Here is a 25,354-nt window from a genome sequence, read left to right on the forward strand (position 1 = left end):
GTTTTTTAATAAGTCGACAGATTCTATGGTGTTAAGCGTTAGCGACAACTTTCGCAACGGCTTTGTCGAGGCGTGCAAAACCTTCCGCAATATCTGCTTCAGGAATGATCAATGATGGTGCCATACGCACAACATCAGGGCCAGCGACTAGCATTAATAGACCTTCTTCAAGGGCGGCATTAAGAAAGACTTTTGCATTGCCTTTATAAGTGTCAACTACTTCCGCGCCGATAAGCAAGCCCATGCCACGAATATCTTTGAATACTGAGTACTTTTCGTTAATTGCTGTTAGGCCATCAACAAATAGCTTGTGACGAGCTTTAACGCCATCCAATACTTCTGGTGTGTCAATAATGTCAATAACTGCTTCCGCAATAACGCAGGCCATTGGGTTACCGCCATAAGTGCTACCATGAGTACCAAAACCTAAGCTTTGAGCTGCAGACTCTGTCGCCAGCATTGCGCCAACAGGGAAGCCATTACCTAATGCTTTTGCGGAGGTTAATACATCCGGTGTTACGCCTAGTTGCTCGTAGGCAAATAAAGTACCAGTACGACCTACACCAGATTGAACTTCGTCAAAGACAAGTAAAGCATTGTATTGATCACACAATTCACGGACTTGTTTAGCAAACTCAAGATCAGCCGGGATAATACCGCCTTCACCTTGAATTGGTTCCATAACAACTGCACAAGTACGGTCTGAAATAAGGGCTTTTAATTGTTCAATGTCATTATAATCGCAATGACTAATACCTTGCGGTGTTGGCTCAAAGCCTTCTTTATATTTAGGTTGACCACCAACAGAGACAGTAAAAAGTGTACGTCCATGGAAAGACTTATTAAATGCGATGATCTCATGCTTTTCAGGGCCATAATTTAAATAAGCATGACGACGAACAAGTTTAAATGCCGCTTCATTGGCTTCACCGCCACTGTTACAGAAGAAAACGCGGTCCGCAAAAGTTTTTTCTGTCAGCTTTTTGGCTAAACGTAATGCCGGCTCATTTGTCATTACATTGGCCACGTGCCAAAATTTATCCGCTTGATCTCGCATGACTTCGACCAATTTTGGGTGAGAATGGCCAACAGCTGTTACGGCAATACCGCCCGCAAAATCGACGTATTCTTTGTCATTACTATCCCACATGCGAGAGCCTTCACCACGTACCGGGATAATGGCAGCGGGTGCGTAATTTGGAACCATTACTTCGTCGAAAGTTGCTCTCGTTACTTGTTCAGTCACTTTTCGTCTCCTTAGAGGAAAAATAGGGCTACCTGATATAGGTAGCCCGGCAGGTTAAATTAGATTTCTTAATTCGCGGATTGCGACAGAAATCATGGCTAATGTTAATTCGCTTTCAGTTTTAATTTCACCGAAAGTGGCTTGATAATGATGGATGCTATCGGCATTTAGTTCATTCCATTGACTGAGTCTTTGCTCAACATTATTGATATCTGAGTTAGACTGAATCACTTCTTGAGTTAAAGTGCGTAAGCTATTATCGATCTCATCACCTAAACCGGCTTTTGCTTTACGTTGCCACATATCGTTCGCGGTAAGCTCGCTGACAGAATGACGTAACCAATGCAGATCTAAATCCATTTCCAAAGCGAAATAGGTCTGAGAAACGTCCATAACATCTTTTTCTGTATTACTGGCGACTCGAATGATGTCTAAGCCGTAGAATAAGTAATGCAATGCGGAAATCTTATCGGACAACTCGCTTGGAATGCCTGTATCAGACAGTTTTGATGATAAGGCAGATAAATGCTCTTGACTTGGTTGCGTTAAAATAGCTTGGATATTTTTTCCAATGACTTCAACACCAGGCTTATAAGCTTCAATTAGTTTTTGAATTGATAATACTTCACGAGTATTACGCAACAACCATAAAGTAGCGCGTTCAAGTAAGGATTGGATACGAATCAATACCTTGTTTAAAACACTGTTCTCTACTTTGAAATCAAGTTCGTTAATGGCGCTCCATAATGCAGGAATACCAAAAATCTCTTCAGCGGCGGAATAGGCACGTACAAGGTTCAATGCAGAGGCACTGGTTTCTTCCTGTACATAAGTACTGAAAGTGGGTCCCATACGGTTACCGATATTATTGGTAACATGGCCAGCGACTATTTCTTGAGCCAGAGGGTGTGTTGCCATATCTTTAGTGAACTTCTTCGCCAGTTGAGTCGGGAAGTAAGTTTGGATTTGATCCATTAAATCGGCATCTTCACCAATACCATCAGCGACTAATTGCTCTGATAGTTTGATTTTTGAGTAAGCTAACAAGACTGAAATTTCAGGGCGAGTTAAGCCATTGCCTTTACTCATGCGTTTCTTGATTTGTGCATCCGTTGGTAAGAATTCAATCTCACGATTCAGGCGTCCATCGCGTACAAGAGAGACTATTAAGCGCCAGTGATCAGCAAGACGTTCAGCCGCTTGAGAATTAACCAATGACAAAGCATGACTTTGGCCAAGGTTATGATTCAAAACCAACTTACCGACTTCATCGGTCATTTCAGCAAGTAGTTTATTACGTTGTTTTTCGGTCATGTCGCCATTTTCAACAACACGATTCAAGAGAATCTTGATATTTACTTCGTGGTCGGAGCTGTCTACACCCGCAGAGTTGTCTATGGCGTCGGTGCTAACTAGGCCGCCCGCTTGAGCAAATTCAATACGGCCTTTTTGTGTTAAGCCAAGGTTACCGCCTTCACCAACCATTTTACAACGAAGCTCATTACCATTAACGCGCAATGAATTATTGCCACTATCGCCTACATCGGCATGGCTTTCGGATTCAGATTTAACATAAGTACCGATACCACCATTCCATAATAGATCAACTGGTGCTTTTAGAATGGCCGAGATTAGGTCTGTTGGTGCGAGCGACTTAACGTTACCTTCGATGCCCAGTGCTTTACGAATGTCCATATTCAGAGGGATGGATTTAGCGGAACGATTAAAGATGCCACCACCTTTAGAAATTAATTCTTTATTGTAATCTTCCCAAGACGAGCGAGGTAGATTAAACATTCTTTGACGCTCTTCAAATGAGGTCGCAGAATCCGGTGTTGGATCGATAAAAATGTGCATATGGTTGAATGCAGCGACTAACCGAATGTGTTTTGACAATAGCATCCCATTACCGAATACATCTCCTGCCATGTCACCGACACCAACCGCTGTGAAGTCGGTTGTTTGGCAGTCAATTCCGATTTCTTTGAACTGGCGTTTAACCGATTCCCATGCCCCTCGAGCGGTGATCCCCATTTTTTTATGGTCATAACCGTTTGAACCACCAGAAGCGAAAGCGTCACCTAACCAGAATCCATATTTTTCAGAGATGCTGTTAGCAAGGTCTGAGAATGTCGCGGTGCCTTTATCGGCTGCCACCACTAAATAAGGATCGTCTTCATCGTAACGCTGAACACTGATAGGCGGTACTACTTCGTTTTGAACCAAGTTGTCAGTAATGTCTAATAAGCCACTAATGAATGTGGTGTAACAACGCACGACTTCAGCTTGAACTTCATCACGAGACGCATTTTTCTTCAGTTGTTTGGCGACGAACCCCCTTTAGCTCCAGCAGGAACAATTACGGCGTTTTTCACCATTTGCGCTTTAACAAGACCAAGTACTTCGGTACGGAAATCTTCCATACGATCAGACCAGCGTAAGCCGCCACGAGCAACTTTACCGCCACGCATATGTACACCCTCTACCCATGGCGCATAAACGAAGATTTCGAATTTTGGTCGTGGTAATGGCACGGCTGGGATTTGGTTTGGATCCAGTTTGAAAGAAACGTAATCCTTGATTTGCCCGTTGTCATCCGCTTGATAGAAGTTCGTACGTAACATGGCTTGAATAACGGACAAGTAATGTTTCAGAATACGGTCTTCATCTAGGTTAGCAACCAGATCCAACTCTTCTTCGATTTTAGTTAAGATTTTTGCTACTTTATCTTCGCGTTTAGTCGACAAAGTAGGATCAAAACGTTGTTCAAAAAGTTGTACTAACAGACGTGCAATATTGGCGTTTTTCTCAAGTGTCTGCTGCATATAAGACAAAGAGAAAGGCACTTGTAATTGAGTTAAGTATTTAGTGACCGCACGTAACATGGTCACTTGACGCCATGTTAGGGATGCGTCTAGCACTAAAGCGTTAAAGCGATCATTTTCTACACGGCGATTGAAGACTTGGTTGAACGCGTCTTGGAAGGCTTCTCGTTGTGCTTTTTGATCTAGGTTAACACTGAGGTCAACAGAAATAGCAAATTCAACAACCCATGTATTGCTATCAGAATGGCTATCCAGTTCGTAAGGACGAGCTTCTAGTACTCGTAATCCCATGCATTCCAATATAGGCAATACATCAGACAGTACTAAAGACGTGCCTGAACCGTAAACCTTGAAGAAATAATTGCCTTTTTCTTGACCAACTTGATGGTAAAGGTGGGTGGTTATTTCTCCGTTAGCGGCAAGGTTATTGAGTCTCTCTATATCCAACACAGCGGTGTTTGGGGAGAAATCTTCACGGTAGGCCGCAGGAAGGTAAGGCGCAAACTTATTATAAAGAGCGTTACTTTTTTCTTCGCCCATGGAGGTATGCAATGCGTTTAGGAGCTTGTCATCCCAAGAGTTCATTGCATCTTGCATTTTACGCTGAATGTCTTCTACTTCTACATGATCCAAACCATTTTTAGAGGATGTTTGAATGGTAAAGTTAACACGAGCCAATACAAGTTGTGAGAATTGAACGTTAAATTCAGAACTCGTACCGTTACAAGAATCGATTAAAATTTCTTGCATCTTGATACGTAACTCGGTGTTGTAACGATCTCTAGGTACGTAAACCAAAGCATTAATAAAGCGGCCATAAATGTCTTTACGTAGGAAAACACGTAATTGACGGCGCTCTTGAATGGCTAGGATGCTTTGAATCGTATTGAGTAACTCATCAACTGGCGCTTGCAACATTTCGTCACGAGGGTAGCTGTTAAGGATGTGTTTAAGGTTTTTACCTTTATGACTGTTTGGATCCACTTCACAACGAGCCACAATGTGATCAAGCTTCTTACGGAGTAGTGGAATATCTTGCAGACGAGCGACATAGGCGGCAGAAGAGTATAAACCGAAGAAACGCCATTCACCGATGACATTACCCGCTTTATCAAAACGTTTAATACCTAAGTAATCTAAATGAACAGGACGGTGGACGCTTGAGACCGCTGTTGATTTCGTCAGAATGATGGCATTGCTGTTATCAAGTGCCAGTTTTGCTAAACGATCATTTAAGATAATGTCGCGTTTAATTGAGGTGGCATCTTTGTCGCGGAATGTTCCTAGGCCAGAGCCATCAACAAGTTTTAAGTGTGCTTCTTCGCCTTCTTTTATTAAGTCGTAAGCTCTAAAGCCAATGAAGGTAAAGTGGTTATTGGCTACCCAACGTAAGAAATCTAAATTTTCTTTATGTTCTTCGTTTTTGCTAAGATGCTTTACTTGCTCGGACTCTTTGATGATATTCAAAAGATTGTTTTGCATTGCAGGCCAATCTTTTACTGTTTGTTTGACATCAACCAGTGTCTTAACCAGCTCGGCTTTAATTTCATCAAATTTCGATAAATCAGAAAGACGATCAATTTCGAATCGAATAAGCGCTTCGTTATTACCTTCATTACTATAAGGTTGTAATGTTTCTAGGTCACCGTTCTCATGACGGCCTACGTGCAGCATTGGGTGTGATGTTAAATGGATGGTAAGTCCTAGGCGCACCAATGCCATATTGAAGGAAGACACAAGGAACGGCATGTCGTCTGTTAAGATTTCAATGACCGTATGAGTGGATTGCCAGCTGTGCTCTTCATAATTCGGATTATAGACACGAATTTTAGGGGTGTTAGGTTTACGGTTTTGTACAAAGTCCCATAAGCACAAAATCGTCCCATATAAGTTTTCAATGGGCTCATTGACCATGTCTTCAGTAAGGGAGTCTTGAAAGTAAAGACGTGTTAGCTGAATTAGGCTTTCAGTGTTAGTTGGAGAAAAGTTGTCTTTAAGCTCAACTTCGATGCGTTCAATTAACTCGAGTTTCTTGTTGTTAGTCATTTATAGTACCCATCCTCATGAGTGGTGTTCTTGTAAAACCTATTTTAGTTATAAGATCGCTAATACTGTGTTTCAGAGCTATTATGTGATTATTATGAAAAAAATCCTCTAGTGGTAGGTGATAAGTTTAGTCAATGCGACATTTACTTTCGCTTTGGGCGTTTTATTTATAATAATACTTGATCAAAAGGGAAAAACCCTTTGTTATCCATTTTACAGAAAATAATCTTCTTTTTTATTTATTAATTGTAGGATAAAAACTTGTACAAACGCGAATTTGCATCAAGAGAAATTATGCAAGCAAGTGGAAAACCGTTAAAGTATGGTTTTTTGCTGCTTCCGCATTACTCTATGCTTGGTTTTTCCTCCGCAATTGAAACGCTTCATCTCGCAAATTGGGTGAGTGGAAAAGAACTCTATCGATTCTGTACTATTAGTTATGAAAGTAAAGATGTTCTTTCAAATACAGGCGTAAAAACGGTAGCTGATTATCTAACGAATGAATCACCTAAAGATCTTGATGCCGTTTTTATTTGTGGTGCATCACCTGTTACTCAAAATGAGAATCCCGCTCTCGAAAACTGGTTGAAAAGTCTGTCTAATAAACGCATTGGTTTAGGTGGACTTTGTACGGGGAGTTATTTGTTAGCGAAAGCCGGTCTTTTGGATGGTTACCGTGCCACTATTCATTGGTGGAGTATTGCTAACTTGCGAGATGAGTTTCCGACAACGATTGTTTCTAATCATTTGTTTGAAGTGGATAAAGACCGTTTTACCTGTAGTGGCGGAACCGCGGCAATGGATATGATGTTGTTTATGATAGGTAAACAGCATGGTATGAATCTGGCGAGTAGCATTTCAGAACAGTTTGTTTGTGAGCGCATTCGTTCCCATGAAGACCCACAACGAATACCTTTACAGGCTCGTATTGGTATTGGACAGCCTAAATTAATTGAAGCGGTTCAGCTAATGGAAGCAAATATCAATGAACCATTAAGTCCTGATGATATTGCGTACCATGTTGGCTTATCACGCCGCCATTTAGAGCGTTTATTTAAGAAAAACTTAGACTCTATGCCATCAAGGTATTATTTAGAGTTAAGATTGAATCATGCAAAGCAATTGCTAACCCAGTCAGATAAAGCCATTGTGCAGGTTGGGCAAGAGTGCGGTTTTGGCTCAGCGCCCCATTTTAGTACTACTTATAAAGGTTTTTTTGGGGTTACCCCAAGAGAAGAAAGGAAACTGTCTACGCCAAGAGACACTGCTCCTGAACAAATAGACAGGAAAAAACGCCAACTTTGGAAAAAATAGTTTAAAATATTTGGTGTTTTGTTATTTGGCATGTTTTTTGTATTTGAGAGTTGGTTGTGTATCCATAAAATTGACTTCAAATACTAGGAAAAAAATGCATTTAATTACAATAATAAATATTCAAAATGAAGGGTAGCTCGATATGTCAAAAGTCCCAGCCTTAGAGCTGAACGATATTCATAAGACCTTTGGTGATGTAGAAGTACTAAAAGGTATTTCTTTAAAAGCTTATGACGGCGACGTAATTTCGATTTTGGGTTCTAGTGGTTCAGGTAAAAGTACTTTTTTACGCTGCATTAACATGCTAGAGAACCCAACAAAAGGGGAGATCATTTTTAATGGCGAACCTCTTTCGTTGAAACCAGGCGAGACAGATCTAGTGGCCGCAAATATGAAGCAGTTAACGCAGATGCGCCAACAAATCGGATTTGTATTCCAAAGCTTTAATCTATGGCCCCACATGACAATTTTAGAAAATGTTATGGAAGGTCCTGCTAATGTTCTAAAGCGTCCGAAAAATGAAGTTAAAGCGTATGCAGAACACTTATTAAACAAAGTGGGTATTGCTGATAAAAAAGATATGTATCCTAGTCAGTTATCCGGTGGTCAACAGCAACGTGTTGCGATTGCTCGGACATTGGCAATGGATCCGCAGGTTATTTTGTTTGATGAGCCCACTTCGGCTTTAGACCCTGAGTTGGTTGGTGAAGTCCTTGGTGTTATGCGTAATTTGGCTGATGAAGGTCGAACTATGTTGATCGTGACTCATGAAATGAACTTTGCTCGAGAAGTGTCAAGTGAGGTTGTTTTCTTACATCAAGGTTTGGTAGAAGAGAAAGGTACACCAACCCAAGTATTTGAAAACCCTCAATCAGAAAGGTGTAAAGGTTTCTTATCCAGTACTTTCTAGTACGGAAGTCGAGCATCACTAATCACTAGCATTTTATTTAACGGATGACGATAATTAAGATTGTCGTGACGTTTAAGTAGAAATAAAATACGTAATTATAAAAAGTAAATAAAAACTATAAAGGATCCAATTATGAAACTGAAGACATTGGCGGTAAGTTCTCTTCTATTAGCAGGTGCAGCAATGACATCTGTATCTGTTCAAGCAGCGGACAAAGTGAAAATCGCAACCGAAGGAGCGTGGGCTCCGTTTAACTTTATTGATGAAGCGGGCAAGCCACAAGGTTTTGACGTTGATATCGCATGGGCGCTTTGTGAAAAAATGAAAGCGGAATGTGAAGTCGTTACTCAGGATTGGGATGGTCTTATCCCAGGTCTAAAAGTACGTAAATTCGATGCCATTATTGCCTCTATGTCTATTACGGAAGAACGCCTTCAAGTCGTTGATTTCACTGATAAATATTATTCGGGCGGTTTGCGTTTCTTAGCTAAGAAAGATCAGTCATTTGATCTTTCTAATTTAGAAGGCAAAGTGATTGGCGCGCAGCGTGCGACACTTGGCGCTCAATTCCTTGAAGATAACTTCACAGGTAAAGCCGATCTGAAATTTTACGATAACCAAGACAACGTATATTTAGATTTATTGGCAGACCGTTTAGACATCGTTTTGTCTGATGAATTGCCTACATATAACTGGTTGAAATCATCTGCAGACGGCGACAAGTTTGAATTTAAAGGTGACGCTTTCCAGAAAAATGATGAAATTGGTATTGCTGTTCGTAAAGGTGATAAGTTAAAAGCTAAGTTTAATAAAGCGCTTGAAGAAATTCTAGCGGATGGGACTTATGCTGAAATCAATGCTAAGTACTTCCCATTCTCTATCTACTAATAATCCCCTTTATAAATTAATTGGCTAAACGCGAGTTGGTTTATAAAAGATTGTTGATCTGAGATCTAGATAGGTAGCGATCTAGCTGCCTATCTTTTCTATTCCAGTCTATTCTGAGAAATTATTATGATTGATCTGCATGGATTCGGTAATCAGCTCCTACAAGGCGCTGTCATTACTGTTGAGTTAGCCTTTGCATCTCTCATCGTTGGGTTGATACTAGGCCTGCTAGGGGCATCAGCAAAGCTGTCATCAATAAAAGCTTTGCAATGGATAGCAAATGCGTACACAACGATTATTCGTGGTATTCCTGAACTTCTAACTGTGCTTATAATTTACTTCGGTGCAACGTCTGTATTAATGAGTGTTGCTAGCTTGTTTGGCTATGAAGAGTATATTGAAATTGGCCCATTTGTGGCGGGTGTGACAGCATTAGGTTTAACCTTTGGTGCTTATGCTACAGAAGTGTTTCGCGGGGCGTTGCAATCCATTCCAAAAGGACAGCACGAAGCCGCTGTTGCATTGGGTATGGGGAATGTACGTAAGTTTTATCGAATTATTCTTCCTCAAGTATGGCGTATGGCTTTACCAGGATTAGGGAATTTGTTTCTGGTGCTATTGAAAGATACGGCGTTGGTTTCTGTTGTTGGGCTAGATGACATTATGCGTAAAGCCAGCATTGCCGTTAGCAGTACAAAAGAACCTTTTCTGTTTTACAGTGCGGCAGCATGCATGTATTTAATACTAACCATTATTTCAATGGTTGCTGTTCATTACATGGAAAAGAAAGCCAGTCGTGGCATTAAGAGGACGTAATTATGGAACTTTCAGTTGTCATTAGCTATTTTCCACGCCTTCTTGATGGTGCTTGGGTAACATTACAGCTAGTTATTTTGTCGATTGTGTTAGGTGCTATTTTCGCGTTACCAATTGCCTTAGCTCGTATCTCGTCTTCTCCTTTTGTTCGGGTGTTTCCTTTTTTATACATTTTCTTTTTCCGTGGTACGCCATTATTAGTGCAAATATTTCTGGTTTATTATGGTGCTTCTCAGTTTGAAGTGGTTAAAGAGAGTGTTTTTTGGCCGATATTAAGAGAACCTTTTTGGTGCGCCATTATTGCTTTTACCTTAAATACTTCTGCGTATACCGCCGAAATATTTCGTGGAGCAATTCAGGCTATTCCTGTTGGTGAAGTCGAAGCTTGTAAAGTGGTCGGTATGACAAGGTTTCAAATGTATCGTAGAGTATTACTCCCGAGAGCATTTGGTATCGTGTTACCTGCATATGGTAATGAAATTATCTTAATGCTGAAAGGGAGTGCGCTTGCCAGCACAATTACTCTTTTGGACTTGACTGGGATGGCGAGAACCATTATTGCGAGAACCTACACACCAATTGAAATTTTTATGGCAGCGGGTGTGATATATCTGGTTATCAGTATGGTTGTCATCGCTATTTTTAAACAAGTAGAGAAAAGGCAAAATCGATATTTAGGGCCAATTGTTATCAAGGTGCCTGAAAAGGGCTAATTGCATTGTGCGAAGCTAATAAAAAAGAGGCTCTCAAGCCTCTTTTTTATTAGCTAGTTTTTTGCTTTAACACGTTAGATCGCATCGGCACCTGTTTCACCCGTACGGATACGAATGATTTGTTCTAAAGACGTAACGAAAATTTTACCGTCGCCAATTTTTCCAGTATTAGCACTGTTCTGAATGGTTTCAATAGCGCGTTCCACTTGATCATCATCAATAGCCAGCTCTAGTTTTACTTTAGGTAAGAAGTCGACAACGTATTCAGCACCACGATAAAGTTCGGTGTGACCCCGTTGACGACCAAATCCTTTTACTTCTGTGACAGTGATACCGTTAACGCCTATTTCAGATAAAGCTTCACGCACTTCATCCAGCTTAAAAGGTTTTACAATGGCAGTAACAAGTTTCATAAATGTGCTCCGTTTAAAACATAACAGTACGATGCTATTAAAAATACCATTCTGTAAGGTTTCCTGCCATAGCTATTAACGAAGTTTTAATCATTAAGTGCGTCTAAATCGTCGTATTTCTCTTCATGGTATTTCATACCGAGCTCATGGACTGCGTCGATTAAATATTTTGGATGCGCTGGATCAACAAATTGATGAATGCCATGACCTAGATTAAATACATGGCCTGTACCGTGGCCAAAACTGGATAAAACGTTCTCAACTTCATGGCGAATAACGTCCTCGCCTGCGTATAGAACGCAAGGGTCTATGTTGCCCTGAAGAGCAACACGGTCGCCAACGCGAGCGCGTGCTTCACCGATATCGGTCGTCCAATCAAGGCCCAGTGCATCCGGTCCAGTGGCCGCCATATTCTCTAACCATTGACCGCCATTCTTAGTGAATAAAATAACCGGAATTTTTCTTCCTTCATATTCTCTAATCAATCCATCAAGTATCTGTTTCATATACATTAATGAGAAGCGTTGATACATAGGACCACTTAACACGCCACCCCAGGTATCAAATATTTGAACGGCTTGGGCCCCCGCTTTTATTTGACCGTTTAAATAATCGATAACAGATAGAGCTAATTTATCAAGCAGCTTGTGTAGCACTTGAGGCGATTTGTACATCATGCCCTTGATGTGGCGGAAGTCTTTACTAGAACCGCCTTCCACCATGTAGGTCGCTAAAGTCCAAGGGCTTCCAGAAAAGCCAATAAGAGGCACGCGTCCGTTTAACGCTTTTCGAATAACGGTAACGGCGTTCATGACATAATCAAGGTCATTTGCTGTTGCAATTGGGAGTGCGTCAACGTCAGCTTCTGTTCGTACTGTTTTACGAAATTTAGGGCCTTCTCCTGTCTCAAAATAAAGACCTAAACCCATAGCGTCAGGAATAGTTAAAATATCGGAGAAAAGGATTGCCGCATCTAGGTCATAGCGCTCTAAGGGTTGAAGCGTTACTTCACAGGCAAAATCAGCGTTTTTACATAAGCTAAGAAAGTCACCAGCGGTTGCTCGACTAGCGCGGTATTCTGGTAGATAGCGACCTGCTTGGCGCATCATCCAAACAGGAGTTGTATCAACAGGTTGCTTTAGTAAAGCGCGTAGGAAACGGTCATTTTTTAACTCAGGAAACATGTATTTCACTCCGATTAAAAAGAAATTGGCAGCATTTTACCTAAGTTCTTTTATAAAAGCAGAGCGAAACTCTAGAATTTGCCTCAATGTGATGAAAAAAATGACTAAGGTTAAGGAAACAGTGTGTTTTGGATCGTTTAATCGCCTAAATATTGCTGCAGACTATTTTCCCTAACTCTTCTTGCCGCATATTTGATATCGCCAGAGTTCAGTAAATCACGAATTGCTTTGGGTAAGGCTTTCTCCACTTCTTTTAGTTTCATTCCTGCGTATAGTCGGTCTGAATAGAGAAGTTTTAATAGTAAATAGTCAAGCGGGCTTAAATAGGAATCAATACTTCGATCATTAAAAATGGAAGGGTAAACATTATCCGAGTCGTTTGGTAAACCCATAAGCTGAGTGATTTCTTCTACAATACAGTCTAAAAAGCGAGCTTTTTGTCTGGCATAGTCAACAGGAATAATAATGGTTCCTTTAGTGATTTCTGATTTTCTATTGTAAGAAAAGTTGCCTAGGCATATCGCCTCCTTTATGGCGGCCCGCATTTTATTGGGATCTCCAATGTACTCTGCTACTTTAGGTTCAAGATTGTTGTAAGAGGTGAAGATAATGAAAATATTACCTTCTTGTCGACGGTTGACGAATTGAATTGGAATGTTTGTTATAGAGGAAAGATGGCTCAAGTGCACAGACAGTAATTCTTTCTGTAGGCTAGCATCACCAAAATCACTTTCTAAAAAAATTTTGATAGGCTGCTCCCAGCGTACAAGCTGGGGATTGGCTTTTTTATCATATTCTCTTTGCAGCGCAATAGTGACAAAGCTTTCTTGTATATAATTGGCGTTTTGCCAGCGTTCCATTGACATGACCTGTACCGATGCAAAGGCGATGTAAAAGCTAAAGAGGGTCTGTAGAGCTATCTTGAGTGAGTTTGTTAACATAATGCTTTAATGCGTCCAGAGAGTCTTTGGTAAAAAGTTGCTTATCCCTATTGGCTAAAATATCTTCAATCGCCATAAAATGTAAGGAAGCCACTTCACTAGGCTGAGGAATAAGTGGTCCATGCTGTGTTTCATCATATAAGCACGAATATATTTTCCCCCAGATTTTAAAGCCTTCTCCTTCAGTATAGAACAAACCATGACAAGTTAATTCAAGGTTAATGCCAAGCTCTTCATGCAGTTCACGTTGAGCACATAAGAGATAAGATTCACCACTGGCGACAACGCCTCCTGTGGTGATGCCATACCAACCAGGGCAGAAGGATTTATTGAGGGTTCTTTTTTGGACAATTAGCTGCCCGGATGTCGTAAAAACTAAGATATAAGTGGCTCTGTGGAAGTCGAGTCCAAATCGCATCTTACTACGATCTACTTCTCCTATAACCTGATTTTTCTCATCAACTAGGGTTATTATTTCATCTGACATATTGGCTTCTTGAGTTAGGTCATCGCTCTCAATAAAGGATTGGTGATATGTGTTAAGGCCTTCCTTCGAGTGAATGAGTGATTCTTTAATAGCCGTTTTTAACATATTCTATAGGAATTACCAAAACTTCAGATGCTTTAAAAGTAAAATTACGAATTTGCGACATTTAGTTCGTATTTTCTCGTTGTGAAGTAAGAAAATCATACATCTTGATAAAATGTCGATAAAATTTCTAATTTATACGGTTTGAAAATGGATTCATAACATTATGCCTTCTCACTTTGCGTTTCCAAATAACGACTTTCTTGCTTATACGTTAGCTAATCCGGTTGCATGCGAGCCACAAGTACTTTCTGTAAATGGTTGTGATCTATACCTTGAAGACACTGGCATTTTAAGAATAGAGCCTTCTCAACCAACAAAAACCAGCCTGGTGCTTTCTGTTGGTGTACACGGTAATGAAACTGGCCCCATTGAACTTATTAACAATATGTTAAAAGACATCTTGTCGGGTGCATTGGCGCTCAATATTCGATTATTGGTTTTGATTGGTAACCCGGTATCAGCCAATGCTGGAAAACGTTTTATTGATATCAATATGAACCGTTTATTCTCTGGAGCTTGGAAAAAGTTTGAAGGACCTGAAGCGCTTAGAGCGAAGAACTTAGAGCAGGCAATAGAGCGTTTTTATGCGGTGAATGAGCAAGATAACCTACGATTACACTACGATTTACATACAGCCATTCGAGGCTCAGAGTACGAAAAATTTGCCGTTTACCCTTACGATCATGGCGCTGGTTATAGCATAGCTCAGTTGCGTTTTTTGGCTGCATCGGGATTAGATGCTGTGTTACTTTCTCATCAGCCAACGACAACATTTTCCTACTATACAAATCGTGTTTTTGGGGCGCATTCTTTTACCGTAGAGCTGGGTAAGGTCTATCCATTTGGGGAAAATGATCTCAGTCGTTTTGCCGATATCGATAGCAGTTTAAGGCAGCTAATGTCTATGTCTACGCTCCCAGAAGGGAATGCGTCATCTGTAAAAGTCTTTTCAGTTGAAGAAGCCTTAATTAAAGATGCGGAAGATTATGTTTTAAACATTGGCTCTGATGTGAAAAACTTTACTGGATTTGATAAAGACTTTTGCTTAGCACAATCCTCACTTTCTAAATACACCATAAAATCCGATGGGGATGCCATTATATTTCCCAATGCAAATGTTCCGATAGGGCAGCGTACGGGGTTGGTCGTGCGACCTACCACCCTTGAAAGCTTGTCCTTTTTAGAAGACCTTGGCTAGACAGCGGGAAAGAATAGTGGGTTTGTAGGTTCACTATTCTTATGCTATTCATTTCTTGTTAATTTTATTGTTATGTTATAACATTTTTATTTTTCAATGATTGAGAATGATGAAAATGAGCAAGTATTCTTTTTTAACTAAAGCTGGTGTTGGTCTAAGTTTAGGATTAAGTGTGAGTTGGAGTGTGTTCGCCGAATCAAATTCACGCCCTGTTGTGGCAACCAGTATTAAGCCTGTAACCATGATAGTGGAAGCGATCGCTGGTGATTACGCTCAAGTGAATCAAATTGTATCGAATACCGCCTCGCCGCATGATTTTGCCTTAAGGCCTTCCGATATTCGAAAGATACATCAAGCGGATACGGTGGTCTGGGTTGGCGAGTCGTTAGAAAGCTTTATGGAAAAAGTGCTGGTTAATGCAAATAAATTTGATACGTCTATTGAGTGGTTAACACTTTCCAATATGACATTGCGAGATTTTTCTGACCATGACGACCATGACGACCATGACGACCATGACGACCATGACGACCATGACGACCATGACGACCATGACGACCATGAAGAACACAAACATGAGCATGACGATCACGAAGAGCATGACGATCACGAAGATCACGAAGATCATGAAGATCATGAAGATCATGAAGAGCATAAACATGATCACGAAGACCATGAAGGTCATGAAGGCGCTCATAATCATGAAGGAGTTGACCCTCATGTTTGGTTAGACCCAAATAACGCGATAGTATTGGCGAAAGTTGTTACTGAAAAATTATCAACTCTTAGCCCTGAAAATCAGCCTCACTACGAGCTCAATTTAACCGCATTTATTGAATCCGTTGAATCGGCTAAATTGGCTATTAATGATTCTCTAAAACAGCAAAAAAATGTTAACTATATGGTTTTTCATGATGCCTATGGTTACTTTGAAGATCGTTTTGATATTCATCCGGTTGATGTTATTACCGTGAATCCAGATCGTAAACCAGGCGCTAAAAAAATCTCTGAGATTCAAACGATGATTCATGAAGGGAAAGTGCAATGTGTTTTCACTGAACCTCAGTTTAACCCCGCTATTGTGTCTGTTTTACTAGAAGGTAGCGAGGTGAAAACAGCCGAGTTAGATCCTATAGGTATTGACATCAAAAATGGACCATTAGCTTATAAAGATTTCCTGTTAAATCTTGAAAAGCAAATTCACTCCTGCTTTTAATCTTGATACCTAGCTAAAATAGATAGGTTGGATTGACTGCTCCCCTTCTTTTGCGTCTTGTTTTACTTTTTTAAGGTAGGCGCTTAAGAAGGGGATCTGTATAATCAATTGATCTTTTTATGTGTCGAGACAGATCATGGTTACCTCCACAGAAAATCTTACAAATGTAACGCCCTTAAAAGCAACCTCAAATGAACAACTTATTGAGAGTGCTCGTAATACCCTATCTACTCAAGCTCAAGCACTGCATAGCCTGTCTTCTCGTATTGATGATGAATTTGCCAACGCGGTAAATCTTATTTTAGAAGGAAAGGGGCGTACTATTATTTGTGGCATGGGGAAATCAGGACTCATCGGTAAGAAAATTGCGGCCACTTTTGCTTCAACTGGAACCCCAAGCTTTTCCCTCCATCCTGGAGAAGCCTTTCATGGTGATCTTGGCATGGTGCAAGCAAATGATATTCTGATTTTGATTAGCTATTCTGGAGAAACAGAAGAGCTAATTCGTTTACTGCCTTCCCTTCAAAGCTTTGGGAATACCTGCATTGCTATGGTGGGAAATACCTCGTCAACATTGGCTAAGCACTGTCAATGTGTTTTAGATATTGGGGTGGATAGGGAAGTGTGTCCTAATAATTTAGCACCGACCACCTCGACTACCATGACGACCGCAATGGGAGATGCTCTAGCGGTGGCGTTAATGGAAAGTCGAAACTTCCAGCCGCAGGATTTCGCACGTTTTCATCCAGGTGGCAGTCTAGGCCGTAAATTACTGACCCGTGTTAAAGATCTTATGCATAAAGATAACCTACCTTTTTGCTCTCCCACAACGCCTTTAACCGAGGCCATTACTTTGATGACCCAAGGACGTATGGGGGTGGTGTTAATACAGCAAGAGCAAAAAGTGGTCGGGATTTTTACTGACGGTGATTTACGTCGTGCCATGCTAAGCTCAGGTGCCAGTATGATGGCTCAAACCATGTCAGAGTTAATGACAAGAAACCCTAAAACGATTAATGAAAATACTCTTATAGTTAATGCTGAAGAACAAATGTTAAGAGATAAAATTACCTTGCTTGTGGTGATTAATAACGAACAAGATGTTGTCGGTGTATTAGAAATATACGATCGTTAATGTGTGGACTCACAACGACACATATTTTATAAAACGAATCCAGCTAGCGAAAGCATAAATTTGGCTTTTAGATGAACTGAACGTAAGTAGGAAAACCATGTCTCAGACCAGTAAAGTAATTAAAATTAATGATAAAGTGAGTGTTGCTAACCATTTACCTTTTGTGTTGTTTAGTGGCGTCAATGTATTGGAGTCTCGTGATTTGGTTATGAGAGTCGCTGAAGAACACGTTAAAGTGACCGATTCGTTAGGTATTCCTTACGTTTTTAAAGGCTCATTTGACAAAGCGAATCGCTCCTCTATTAATTCCTTTCGTGGTCCAGGAATGGAAGAGGGATTAAACATTCTACAAGAAGTTAAAGACACTTTTGGTGTTCCTGTTATTACCGATGTGCATGAAATTGATCAATGTGCACCGACCGCAGAAGTGGCGGATGTGATTCAGTTACCGGCTTTTTTATCTCGTCAAACGGATTTGGTTGTGGCGATGGCGCAAACCGGTGCGGTTATTAATATTAAAAAAGCTCAGTTTTTAGCGCCACATGAAATGAAGCACATACTGACTAAATGTGAAGAAGCGGGAAATGATCGCCTTATGTTGTGCGAACGAGGTACCATGTTTGGTTACAATAATCTGGTTGTTGACATGTTAGGTTTCGGCTTAATGAAACAATATGATTATCCCGTTATGTTTGATGTTACTCATGCTCTACAGCGACCAGGTGGACGAGAAAGCTCTGCGGATGGCCGCCGTGCTCAAGTCGCAGAGTTAGCAAGAGCCGGAATGTCACTGGGACTTTCTAGTATGTTTTTAGAAACGCACCCAGATCCTAATTCAGCAAAATGTGACGGGCCTTGTGCATTGCCTCTGGATAAACTGGCGCCTTTCTTAAAGCAAATTAAGCAGCTTGATGATCTCGCTAAATCGTTCGAAGAATTAGATACAAGCGCTTAGTATTTGGCATTGTTGGAGAAATGTTTGGAAAATACCATAGATCAAGCGTATTTAAACGCTTACCCATTAGGTGCACCAACCAAAGTACATAATCATCTAGTCGCGCTTCTACAAACACTTAAATTGGTGGTTTTTGATGTTGATGGTGTGCTCACTGATGGCGGGTTACTGTACGGCGAGTATGGTGAACAACTAAAACGCTTTAATGTGAAAGATGGTGTGGCTTTGAAACTCTTGCCTAAGTGGGGGGTTGAAGTGGCCATCATAACGGCTAAAGATTCCGCGCCACTGAGAAAAAGAATGCAAGATCTGGGCATCAAGCACTTTTATCCAGGCTGCCATAATAAAGCCGATGCGTATAAAACGCTTATCGAAACGTTAAATATCAATAGGCAGAATACGGCTTATGTGGGCGATGATGTGATTGATTTACAGGTCATGCCGTTGGCGGGGGTGTCCTTTTGTCCTGCCGATGCGCATGAATTGGTTGTTCGTTCTTGTGACATTACATTGAATGTAAATGGAGGGCAGGGGGTAGCAAGAGAAGTTGCTGACCGAATATTAGCCTGTAGAATGCCACTTGAACACGCTTATGGTTTGGCCATAAAGCCTGAATTTGAAAAGGTAATATGATGACGACGTTACTCGAGTCTACTCTCGGTTCTAATACAACAAGCCTGCCGAATTTTCATATAGTGATACCTGCACGCTTTGCTTCGCAACGTTTCCCAAAGAAATTGTTGGCCATTTTAGGCGACAAACCTGTTATACAGTGGGTATACGAATTGTCTTTGAAAGCGGGTGCCGAGTCTGTTGTGATTGCGACAGATCATATAGAAATCCAACAATTAGCTCATGGCTTTGGCGCAGACGTTGTGATGACTCGAGATGATCATGAAAATGGCACCGAAAGGTTGGCTGAAGTGGCCGCATTAAAAGGCTGGTCTGCGAATGAGATAGTGGTAAACGTTCAAGGTGATGAGCCATTTTTACCTGTTGAACTCATTCATGATGCTGTATTTGCTTTGCATAATGATCATGCCGCGGATATGGCTACGGCGGCCTGCGGCATAGAAAAAAGCGAAGACTTTTTTAACCCAAATGTGGTTAAGGTGGTTTGTGACCAAGAGCAAAGGGCACTGTATTTTAGCCGAGCCCCCATTCCATGGGATCGAGATGGTTTTGCAAAAGAGAAGCAAACGCAGCCGGACATGCCTGTTTTCCGACATATCGGTTTGTATGTTTATCGCGCCCGATTATTAGCTCAATATGCCACTATGCCGGTCTCTCCTTTAGAAAAGTGGGAAAAATTAGAACAATTAAGGCTTTTGCATCAAGGCGTAAAAATTCAAGTGGCCTTGGTGTCAGGACTGCCTCCTCATGGTGTTGATACTCCAGAAGATTTAGAAAAATTGAATCGTACCTTATAGTGAGTACCGCTTTCAGAAAATAATGAACTGAAATGAATACCTTTAAGGTGGTAGACAGGATTAGATGAAAAAAATACCTATTTTCTTTGTATGTTGGTTTGTTTTATTGCTGCTGCTATCTGCTTTGGTCAGTTCACCGTTGCACTATTGGAGGAATAGCATTCAATCAAATTTGATCGAAGGTGTAATACTTCAACAAATCGATGGACGTTTATGGGATGGAGACGCTCGCGTTTCACTACCAAGGTTAATGACTCCGGTTGATCTACAGTGGCGTTTCAACTTTCCATTAATAAATGTACAGGTTACGCATCCTCTCTTTCAAGGTTGGGGTGCGGCTTCCATCGGTCTTGATGGCGCGGATATCTGGGTGGATCAAGCGCAACTTGATATGGGTTTATTTAAACCGGTCGCACAGTCTAATGGCGTTAGCTTAAATGGCTCTTCATTTATAATAGATAGGTTGTTTATTAATGTAGGTTATGACACATTTGTACCTAGGCTTTGGCGTGGTGAAGGTTCTTTAGAGACGATTAATGCCGATTACCGTTTTAATAATGATCGAAAAAATATACAGATAAAAGGCATCACGGTGGAATGGCTGACTCAGGAGCAGGAGTCAAAAATGTTAGTGCGTTCACAAGAGGGGAAGCATTTATTGACCCTTGAACCAACACACCAGCAAGAATTAGAAATTGCTATTATGCCACCTCTATTGAATGAAGTGGGCATTAACTGGAGCGGCAAAGCCGATTATCCTGTGGCGGTGCTTGTTGAGCCTTTGTTTTAAATTGAATCATAACATGAGTTGGCACGTCCCTGTGATGACTAACTCAATTTTCATCCTCAGGCGATGACAATGAAAGGAATAGGTTGAATACCAGTATGACATCGACTTCCCATAAGCTAGAAAGCGTCGCTCGTTACAGCATGAGTTTTATTTTTATTAGCTGGGTAGCGATGGCTTTGGGGTATTTTATCTGGAGTTGGGAGGTGACGCCTGCACACAGATTGCCTCCGATTCCCAACCTTGCGGCAACAGCACAAGATGCACTCAAACCCATTTCTGGAAATTTGTTTGGCTTTAAAGCGCTTACCATCACTCAAGCGAAGCCTTTATCTGAAACACGTTTGCAGCTTACTCTGAAAGGCGTACTGCCATCAGCACAACAAGAAGAGTCCATTGCCTTTATCTCTTCTCAAGGTGGCCCTGATGAAATGTACCGAGTGGGGGATACGGTGTCTTCTGGTGTCACTTTAGATTCAGTATTTGCTGATCGAGTTATTCTATCAAGAGGCGGTACTAGAGAGATTTTGTATTTCCTAAAAAGCGCAGAAAAACTCTTGATTGAGAAGGGTGTCTCTCAAGGTTCTGATACAGAAAATCGAATCTCAATGGAGTCTAATCCTATTGATACCATACGAAGACCCGCATTGAATGTCAGTTCGACAGTAGGAAAAAACGCTTTTGGGGCTTCTCTGAGTCAGGATATTGTGGGCTTGTCACCGAAAGCCTTACTTGATCGCTATGAGCAAGCGTTTCAGCGCAATCCTGAAGGTTTACTCTCTTCTGCCGGATTAACCGCTACTGGGTCATCCTATAAGGTAATAAATGGTAGCCCATTGATCAAAGCGGGATTAAGAGTAGGGGATGAGATTGTCTCCGTTAACGGTCAAGCTGTGGGTAATATTGCCAATGATCAGTCTTTAGCGTCTGTTGTCCGTTCTCAAAACGTGGCTCGTATTGAAATACGTCGTAATGAGAAGCGTTTTTATGTAAATTATGCAGTCAAATAACGATTTAAATTGAACAAGGATTCTTGATGTTACAGCGAGCTATCTCAAAGTGGGCGATGCTTTTTGCATTGGTATTAGCTACAACCTCTTTGGCATCAGCTAAAAGTTGGCAAGTAAATCTGCAGCAAGCTGATATTGGCGTCTTTGTTCGTCAGGTTGCAGAAATGACGGGTAAAAGCTTTATTATTGATCCTAGGGTCAAAGGTAAGGTAACGGTTATTTCTAATGATGAATTAGATGAAGATGCCATATTTAGGTTGTTTTTATCTGTATTAACCGTTCATGGATACGCGGTTATTGATTCCCCTGAAGGCTATAAAATTTTGCCACAGAACATAGCAAAACAAGGAGGGGTAAATTTTGATTTGAATGGCTCGTCTCCTGGAGAACTTCTCGTTACGCGAGTCATTGTAATTAAAAATGCATTGGCATCTGAATTAGTACCTATTCTGCGTCCATTAATACCTCAATATGGCCATCTCGCGTCGGTAAACGAAGTTAATGCGCTTATTATTAGCGACCATGCCGATAACATACGACAATTAGAAAATTTAATTTCTCGATTAGACAGTACTGTTGAAGGCGATATTGCGGTTGTTTCTTTGAAGCACGCTTGGGCGGGAGACATTCTAGACGTGCTACAAAACATTAGTGGCGTGGCAGCATCTGGCTCTTCAAATACCCCAGGAAGCGCTTCTATTAGCACTCGTATACTTGCGGATGAAAGAACGAATCGCATTGTTATAAAGGGCAAAGAAGGCGAATTGACTCAGATTCGTGAGTTGATTGAAAAACTGGATGTACCAGCTCGTAAATCCAGTCGGCTACAGGTTATTCCATTGCGTTATGCCGATGCGAAAAAAACCGCTGATTTAATAAAAGGGGTGTTGGGTAATACCGCAACAGAAGGAAACAGTGAAAAGCCAACGACGTTTAATATTCAAGCCGATGAAGATCTAAATGCATTATTAATAAATGCTGAGCCGGATGTTATGGCGGATATTCAGTCGGTTTTGATCGAGTTAGATATACCAAGAGCGCAGGTGTTGGTTGAAGCCATTATTGTTGAAGTTAAAATGGAAGGATCAGAGGCTCTTGGCTTTCAATGGTTATTTGGTGATACATCTGATTCCACCACCCCTGTTATCGGCACTAACTTTACGAATGCTGGCAACAGTTTAACCAGTTTGGCCACCGGAATCGCAACTGGTACACCGAGTTTATCGAATGGCATTACCGCAGGAGTGGCTTCCTTTAACAGTAATGGGGACCTGAATTTAGCGGGTATCTTACAAGCCATTGAGTCTAACTCTAATGCGAATTTACTCTCCACACCGAAAATTCTCACTTTAGATAATCAAAAATCGAAAATTATTGTCGGGGAAACGCGTCCTTTTCAAACGGGTGGCTATTCGGATAATGGGGACAACCCATTTGTTACCATTAATCGTGAAGACGTTGGTTTGACTTTGGAAGTGACACCTCACATTAATGCGGGTGATGAAGTTCGTATGGAAGTACTGCAAATTGTTGAGGCGGCCACGAATGAGTCTAGCTCATTAGGAACCATTACCACTAAACGGGAAATTCAAACCACGGTCATTGCTGGTAATCGTCGTACTATCGTTTTAGGAGGCTTGATCGAAGATAATGTCACTGAGATTACACAAAAAGTACCCGGATTGGGGGATATTCCAATATTAGGAGCCCTCTTTAGAAGTACCTCCTATGAAAATGTTAAAAAGAACTTATTAGTCTTCATTCGACCGACTATTTTGCGCAGCCAACAAGATGCAGAAGCTTTGTCTAGACGTAAGTATGAAAGCTTTAAATCCATTGAGTTAACTATGCCAATGAAGGAAATAAGAACCAGGAGCGTTGATGAGTTATTTGATTCAACTCGTTATGTTCCCGAAGTGGATACTGAGCTAGAGGCAAATTAGCTTGATACTTTGTAAATGTGCTTATTTTACTGACATGAACATTTATATAAATTAATCCGTTGGAATTGAACCTATGACGTCACTTCTCTATTCCTTTGTTAAACAGTCTGGGGTGCTATTACGTCAGGAAGGGGGTCATTGGATTGTGTCTCATAAGACGTCTGCCAGTATTGAGGCATTATGCGAAGCCGCAAGAGTTTCTCCTGTGTCCCCTGTCTATCAGTCCTTGTCAGATGATGAATTTGATGAGGTGGTGGTGCGCTTTTATCAACAGGAAGGCGGGCAAACCTTGGCTCTTGCTGAAGGCTTGGGAGACGATCTTGATTTAGCCAGTGCAGCGGAAGCGGTACCAGACAGTGAAGATTTACTAGAAAGAGAAGGGGATGCCCCCATTATCCGTCTGATTAATGCCATCATGAGTGAGGCAGTTAAGGAGGACGCGTCAGATATTCACATTGAAACCTTTGATAAGCGTTTATTGGTTCGATTTCGTGTTGATGGGGTATTAAGGGAGGTTATTCAGCCTAAACGTGCCTTGGCGCCTATGCTGGTGTCTCGTATAAAGGTGATGGCCAAATTAGACATTGCTGAAAAACGTGTCCCCCAAGATGGGCGCATTGTACTACGTATTTCTGGGCAAGAAATTGATGTGCGAGTGTCGACCATGCCGGCTACTCATGGCGAACGTATTGTGATGCGTTTATTGAGCAAGCAAGCTGGTCGTATGGATTTACAGCATCTAGGTATGAATCAAGTTGATCGAGAGCGGATAACGGCGTTAATTAATCAACCCCATGGCATTTTATTGGTTACTGGGCCAACAGGTTCAGGTAAAACCACCTCTCTTTACGCCGCACTAAGTACTTTGAATAATGGCCGTCGTAACATTATGACGGTGGAAGATCCAGTTGAATATCATATTGAAGGGATTGGCCAAACTCAGGTGAATTTAAAAGCCGACATGACTTTCGCTCGAGGGTTAAGAGCCATTTTGCGACAAGATCCTGATGTGGTGATGATAGGGGAAATTCGTGATAAAGAAACCGCCGAAATTGCCGTGCAAGCTTCATTAACTGGCCATCTTGTATTGTCTACCTTGCATACTAATAGTGCGGTTGGCGCCATCTCTCGCTTAGAAGACATGGGGGTTGAGCCGTTTTTGTTGTCGTCTTCTTTAATTGGTGTGTTGTCTCAGCGTTTGGTCAGAAAACTTTGTGATCATTGTAAAACCCCCATTGTAGCGGATGATGTCACTAAACAGCGGCTGGGTATTGACCTTAACACCGAAGACACACGGATTTTCCAGGCGAAGGGCTGTGATGAATGCTTTGATCAAGGTTACAAAGGCCGATTAGGTTTGTATGAATTGGTAATGGTGACTGAAGCCGTTAAAAACCTGATTCACAGTAAAGCCAGTGAACAGGAAATGGAATCCCTTGTTCGACAAGAGACCCCCAGTTTGTTTCATGATGGCGTGCAAAAAGTATTACAAGGTACCACCACGATTGAAGAAGTATTGCGAGTCTCCAATGAACGTTCTTAGTCGGTCATGGCTTGTTTCTCGTTGGTTTTTTATAACAGAGGGTAAACGCTAGATGGCGGCTTTTGAATATTCGGCGCTGGATGCGAAAGGTCGCAAGCAAAAAGGAGTGCTAGAAGCGGATAATGAACGGCATCTACGTCAGCTATTGCGCGATAAAGGCATGACCCCCTTGGACATCAAACAAGGGAAAGAGCGCTCGCGCCATTCTTTTTTTCACCTAGTATCAGCGTCAAGGATAGGGCGTTAATT

At 41.3% G+C, this 25,354-nt stretch carries 22 protein-coding genes and 1 pseudogene; 16 read left to right on the forward strand and 7 right to left on the reverse strand.

Annotated elements, in window-relative coordinates; genetic code table 11:
- Nucleotides 1-31 precede the first annotated feature (31 nt).
- The 3 genes and pseudogenes from O1D97_RS07565 to O1D97_RS07575 form a co-directional block, all read right to left on the reverse strand.
- Nucleotides 32-1,246 (reverse strand): aspartate aminotransferase family protein, encoded by a 1,215-nt coding sequence (locus O1D97_RS07565; RefSeq protein WP_269124351.1) that lies wholly within the window; start codon nucleotides 1,244-1,246, stop codon nucleotides 32-34.
- 54 nt (nucleotides 1,247-1,300) lie between these two features.
- A complete protein-coding gene (locus tag O1D97_RS19870) occupies nucleotides 1,301-2,524 on the reverse strand; it encodes a hypothetical protein (protein ID WP_428981110.1) in 1,224 nt (407 codons plus the stop codon).
- Nucleotides 2,519-6,117, reverse strand: a pseudogene (locus tag O1D97_RS07575) (NAD-glutamate dehydrogenase); the annotation flags it as partial. The pseudogene O1D97_RS07575 and the gene O1D97_RS19870, both read right to left, overlap by 6 nt.
- A gap of 294 nt (nucleotides 6,118-6,411) precedes the next feature.
- On the opposite strand from O1D97_RS07575, the gene O1D97_RS07580 reads away from it, so the two are divergent.
- The 5 genes from O1D97_RS07580 (at nucleotide 6,412) to O1D97_RS07600 (ending at nucleotide 10,758) form a co-directional block, all read left to right on the forward strand.
- The gene (locus O1D97_RS07580) at nucleotides 6,412-7,431 is read left to right on the forward strand and encodes a GlxA family transcriptional regulator (protein WP_269124356.1); all 1,020 of its coding nucleotides are present in this window, start codon (nucleotides 6,412-6,414) and stop codon (nucleotides 7,429-7,431) included.
- Between the two features lie 142 nt (nucleotides 7,432-7,573).
- Nucleotides 7,574-8,341 (forward strand): ABC transporter ATP-binding protein, encoded by a 768-nt coding sequence (locus O1D97_RS07585; protein ID WP_269124358.1) that lies wholly within the window; start codon nucleotides 7,574-7,576, stop codon nucleotides 8,339-8,341.
- A 132-nt stretch (nucleotides 8,342-8,473) separates the two neighbouring features.
- On the forward strand, nucleotides 8,474-9,229 hold the full coding sequence (locus O1D97_RS07590) for a transporter substrate-binding domain-containing protein (protein WP_269124360.1): 756 nt from the start codon (nucleotides 8,474-8,476) through the stop codon (nucleotides 9,227-9,229).
- Between the two features lie 126 nt (nucleotides 9,230-9,355).
- Nucleotides 9,356-10,045: an ABC transporter permease gene (locus tag O1D97_RS07595; RefSeq protein WP_269124362.1), complete on the forward strand. Its 690-nt coding sequence runs from the start codon at nucleotides 9,356-9,358 to the stop codon at nucleotides 10,043-10,045.
- Between the two features lie 2 nt (nucleotides 10,046-10,047).
- Nucleotides 10,048-10,758 carry an ABC transporter permease gene (locus O1D97_RS07600; protein WP_269124364.1) on the forward strand — a complete coding sequence of 237 codons (711 nt, stop codon included), beginning with the start codon at nucleotides 10,048-10,050 and terminating at the stop codon, nucleotides 10,756-10,758.
- Nucleotides 10,759-10,832: 74 nt separating this feature from the next.
- Here the strand turns inward: O1D97_RS07600 and glnK are convergent, their stop codons facing one another.
- From glnK to O1D97_RS07620, 4 genes are all read right to left on the reverse strand, one after another.
- Nucleotides 10,833-11,171: a P-II family nitrogen regulator gene (gene glnK / locus O1D97_RS07605; protein WP_269124365.1), complete on the reverse strand. Its 339-nt coding sequence runs from the start codon at nucleotides 11,169-11,171 to the stop codon at nucleotides 10,833-10,835.
- A gap of 86 nt (nucleotides 11,172-11,257) precedes the next feature.
- On the reverse strand, nucleotides 11,258-12,355 hold the full coding sequence (hemE, locus tag O1D97_RS07610) for a uroporphyrinogen decarboxylase (protein ID WP_269124366.1): 1,098 nt from the start codon (nucleotides 12,353-12,355) through the stop codon (nucleotides 11,258-11,260).
- Between the two features lie 137 nt (nucleotides 12,356-12,492).
- The gene (locus O1D97_RS07615; protein ID WP_269124368.1) at nucleotides 12,493-13,215 is read right to left on the reverse strand and encodes a DUF2927 domain-containing protein; all 723 of its coding nucleotides are present in this window, start codon (nucleotides 13,213-13,215) and stop codon (nucleotides 12,493-12,495) included.
- Nucleotides 13,216-13,252: 37 nt separating this feature from the next.
- On the reverse strand, nucleotides 13,253-13,783 hold the full coding sequence (locus O1D97_RS07620; RefSeq protein ID WP_269124369.1) for an NUDIX hydrolase: 531 nt from the start codon (nucleotides 13,781-13,783) through the stop codon (nucleotides 13,253-13,255).
- A gap of 268 nt (nucleotides 13,784-14,051) precedes the next feature.
- Here O1D97_RS07620 and astE point away from each other — a divergent pair, with 268 nt between their 5' ends.
- From astE to O1D97_RS07675, 11 genes are all read left to right on the forward strand, one after another.
- A complete protein-coding gene (gene astE / locus O1D97_RS07625; protein ID WP_269124371.1) occupies nucleotides 14,052-15,086 on the forward strand; it encodes a succinylglutamate desuccinylase in 1,035 nt (344 codons plus the stop codon).
- A 115-nt stretch (nucleotides 15,087-15,201) separates the two neighbouring features.
- Nucleotides 15,202-16,302, forward strand: coding sequence for a zinc ABC transporter substrate-binding protein (locus tag O1D97_RS07630; protein WP_269124373.1), 1,101 nt, complete (start codon nucleotides 15,202-15,204; stop codon nucleotides 16,300-16,302).
- A gap of 136 nt (nucleotides 16,303-16,438) precedes the next feature.
- Entirely contained in the window at nucleotides 16,439-17,437 is a 999-nt protein-coding gene (locus tag O1D97_RS07635) for a KpsF/GutQ family sugar-phosphate isomerase (protein WP_269124375.1), read from the forward strand.
- 97 nt (nucleotides 17,438-17,534) lie between these two features.
- Nucleotides 17,535-18,392, forward strand: a complete 858-nt coding sequence (gene kdsA, locus O1D97_RS07640) for a 3-deoxy-8-phosphooctulonate synthase (protein WP_269124377.1) — start codon at nucleotides 17,535-17,537, stop codon at nucleotides 18,390-18,392.
- A gap of 24 nt (nucleotides 18,393-18,416) precedes the next feature.
- Complete coding sequence (locus tag O1D97_RS07645) at nucleotides 18,417-19,025, forward strand: KdsC family phosphatase (protein ID WP_330221448.1); 609 nt, start codon at nucleotides 18,417-18,419, stop codon at nucleotides 19,023-19,025.
- Entirely contained in the window at nucleotides 19,025-19,822 is a 798-nt protein-coding gene (gene kdsB / locus O1D97_RS07650; protein WP_269124379.1) for a 3-deoxy-manno-octulosonate cytidylyltransferase, read from the forward strand. The genes O1D97_RS07645 and kdsB overlap by 1 nt, the downstream gene beginning before the upstream one ends.
- Nucleotides 19,823-19,886: 64 nt before the next feature.
- Nucleotides 19,887-20,612 carry a hypothetical protein gene (locus O1D97_RS07655; RefSeq protein ID WP_269124380.1) on the forward strand — a complete coding sequence of 242 codons (726 nt, stop codon included), beginning with the start codon at nucleotides 19,887-19,889 and terminating at the stop codon, nucleotides 20,610-20,612.
- Nucleotides 20,613-20,707: 95 nt separating this feature from the next.
- Nucleotides 20,708-21,619 carry a type II secretion system protein N gene (locus O1D97_RS07660; protein ID WP_269124382.1) on the forward strand — a complete coding sequence of 304 codons (912 nt, stop codon included), beginning with the start codon at nucleotides 20,708-20,710 and terminating at the stop codon, nucleotides 21,617-21,619.
- 26 nt (nucleotides 21,620-21,645) lie between these two features.
- On the forward strand, nucleotides 21,646-23,562 hold the full coding sequence (gene gspD / locus O1D97_RS07665; RefSeq protein ID WP_269124384.1) for a type II secretion system secretin GspD: 1,917 nt from the start codon (nucleotides 21,646-21,648) through the stop codon (nucleotides 23,560-23,562).
- Nucleotides 23,563-23,635: 73 nt separating this feature from the next.
- Complete coding sequence (gspE, locus tag O1D97_RS07670) at nucleotides 23,636-25,105, forward strand: type II secretion system ATPase GspE (protein WP_269124386.1); 1,470 nt, start codon at nucleotides 23,636-23,638, stop codon at nucleotides 25,103-25,105.
- Between the two features lie 52 nt (nucleotides 25,106-25,157).
- Entirely contained in the window at nucleotides 25,158-25,352 is a 195-nt protein-coding gene (locus O1D97_RS07675; RefSeq protein ID WP_269124388.1) for a hypothetical protein, read from the forward strand.
- Nucleotides 25,353-25,354 lie beyond the last annotated feature (2 nt).

The organism is Marinomonas phaeophyticola (assembly GCF_026966905.1).
GTDB classification, from domain to species: Bacteria; Pseudomonadota; Gammaproteobacteria; order Pseudomonadales; family Marinomonadaceae; genus Marinomonas; species Marinomonas phaeophyticola.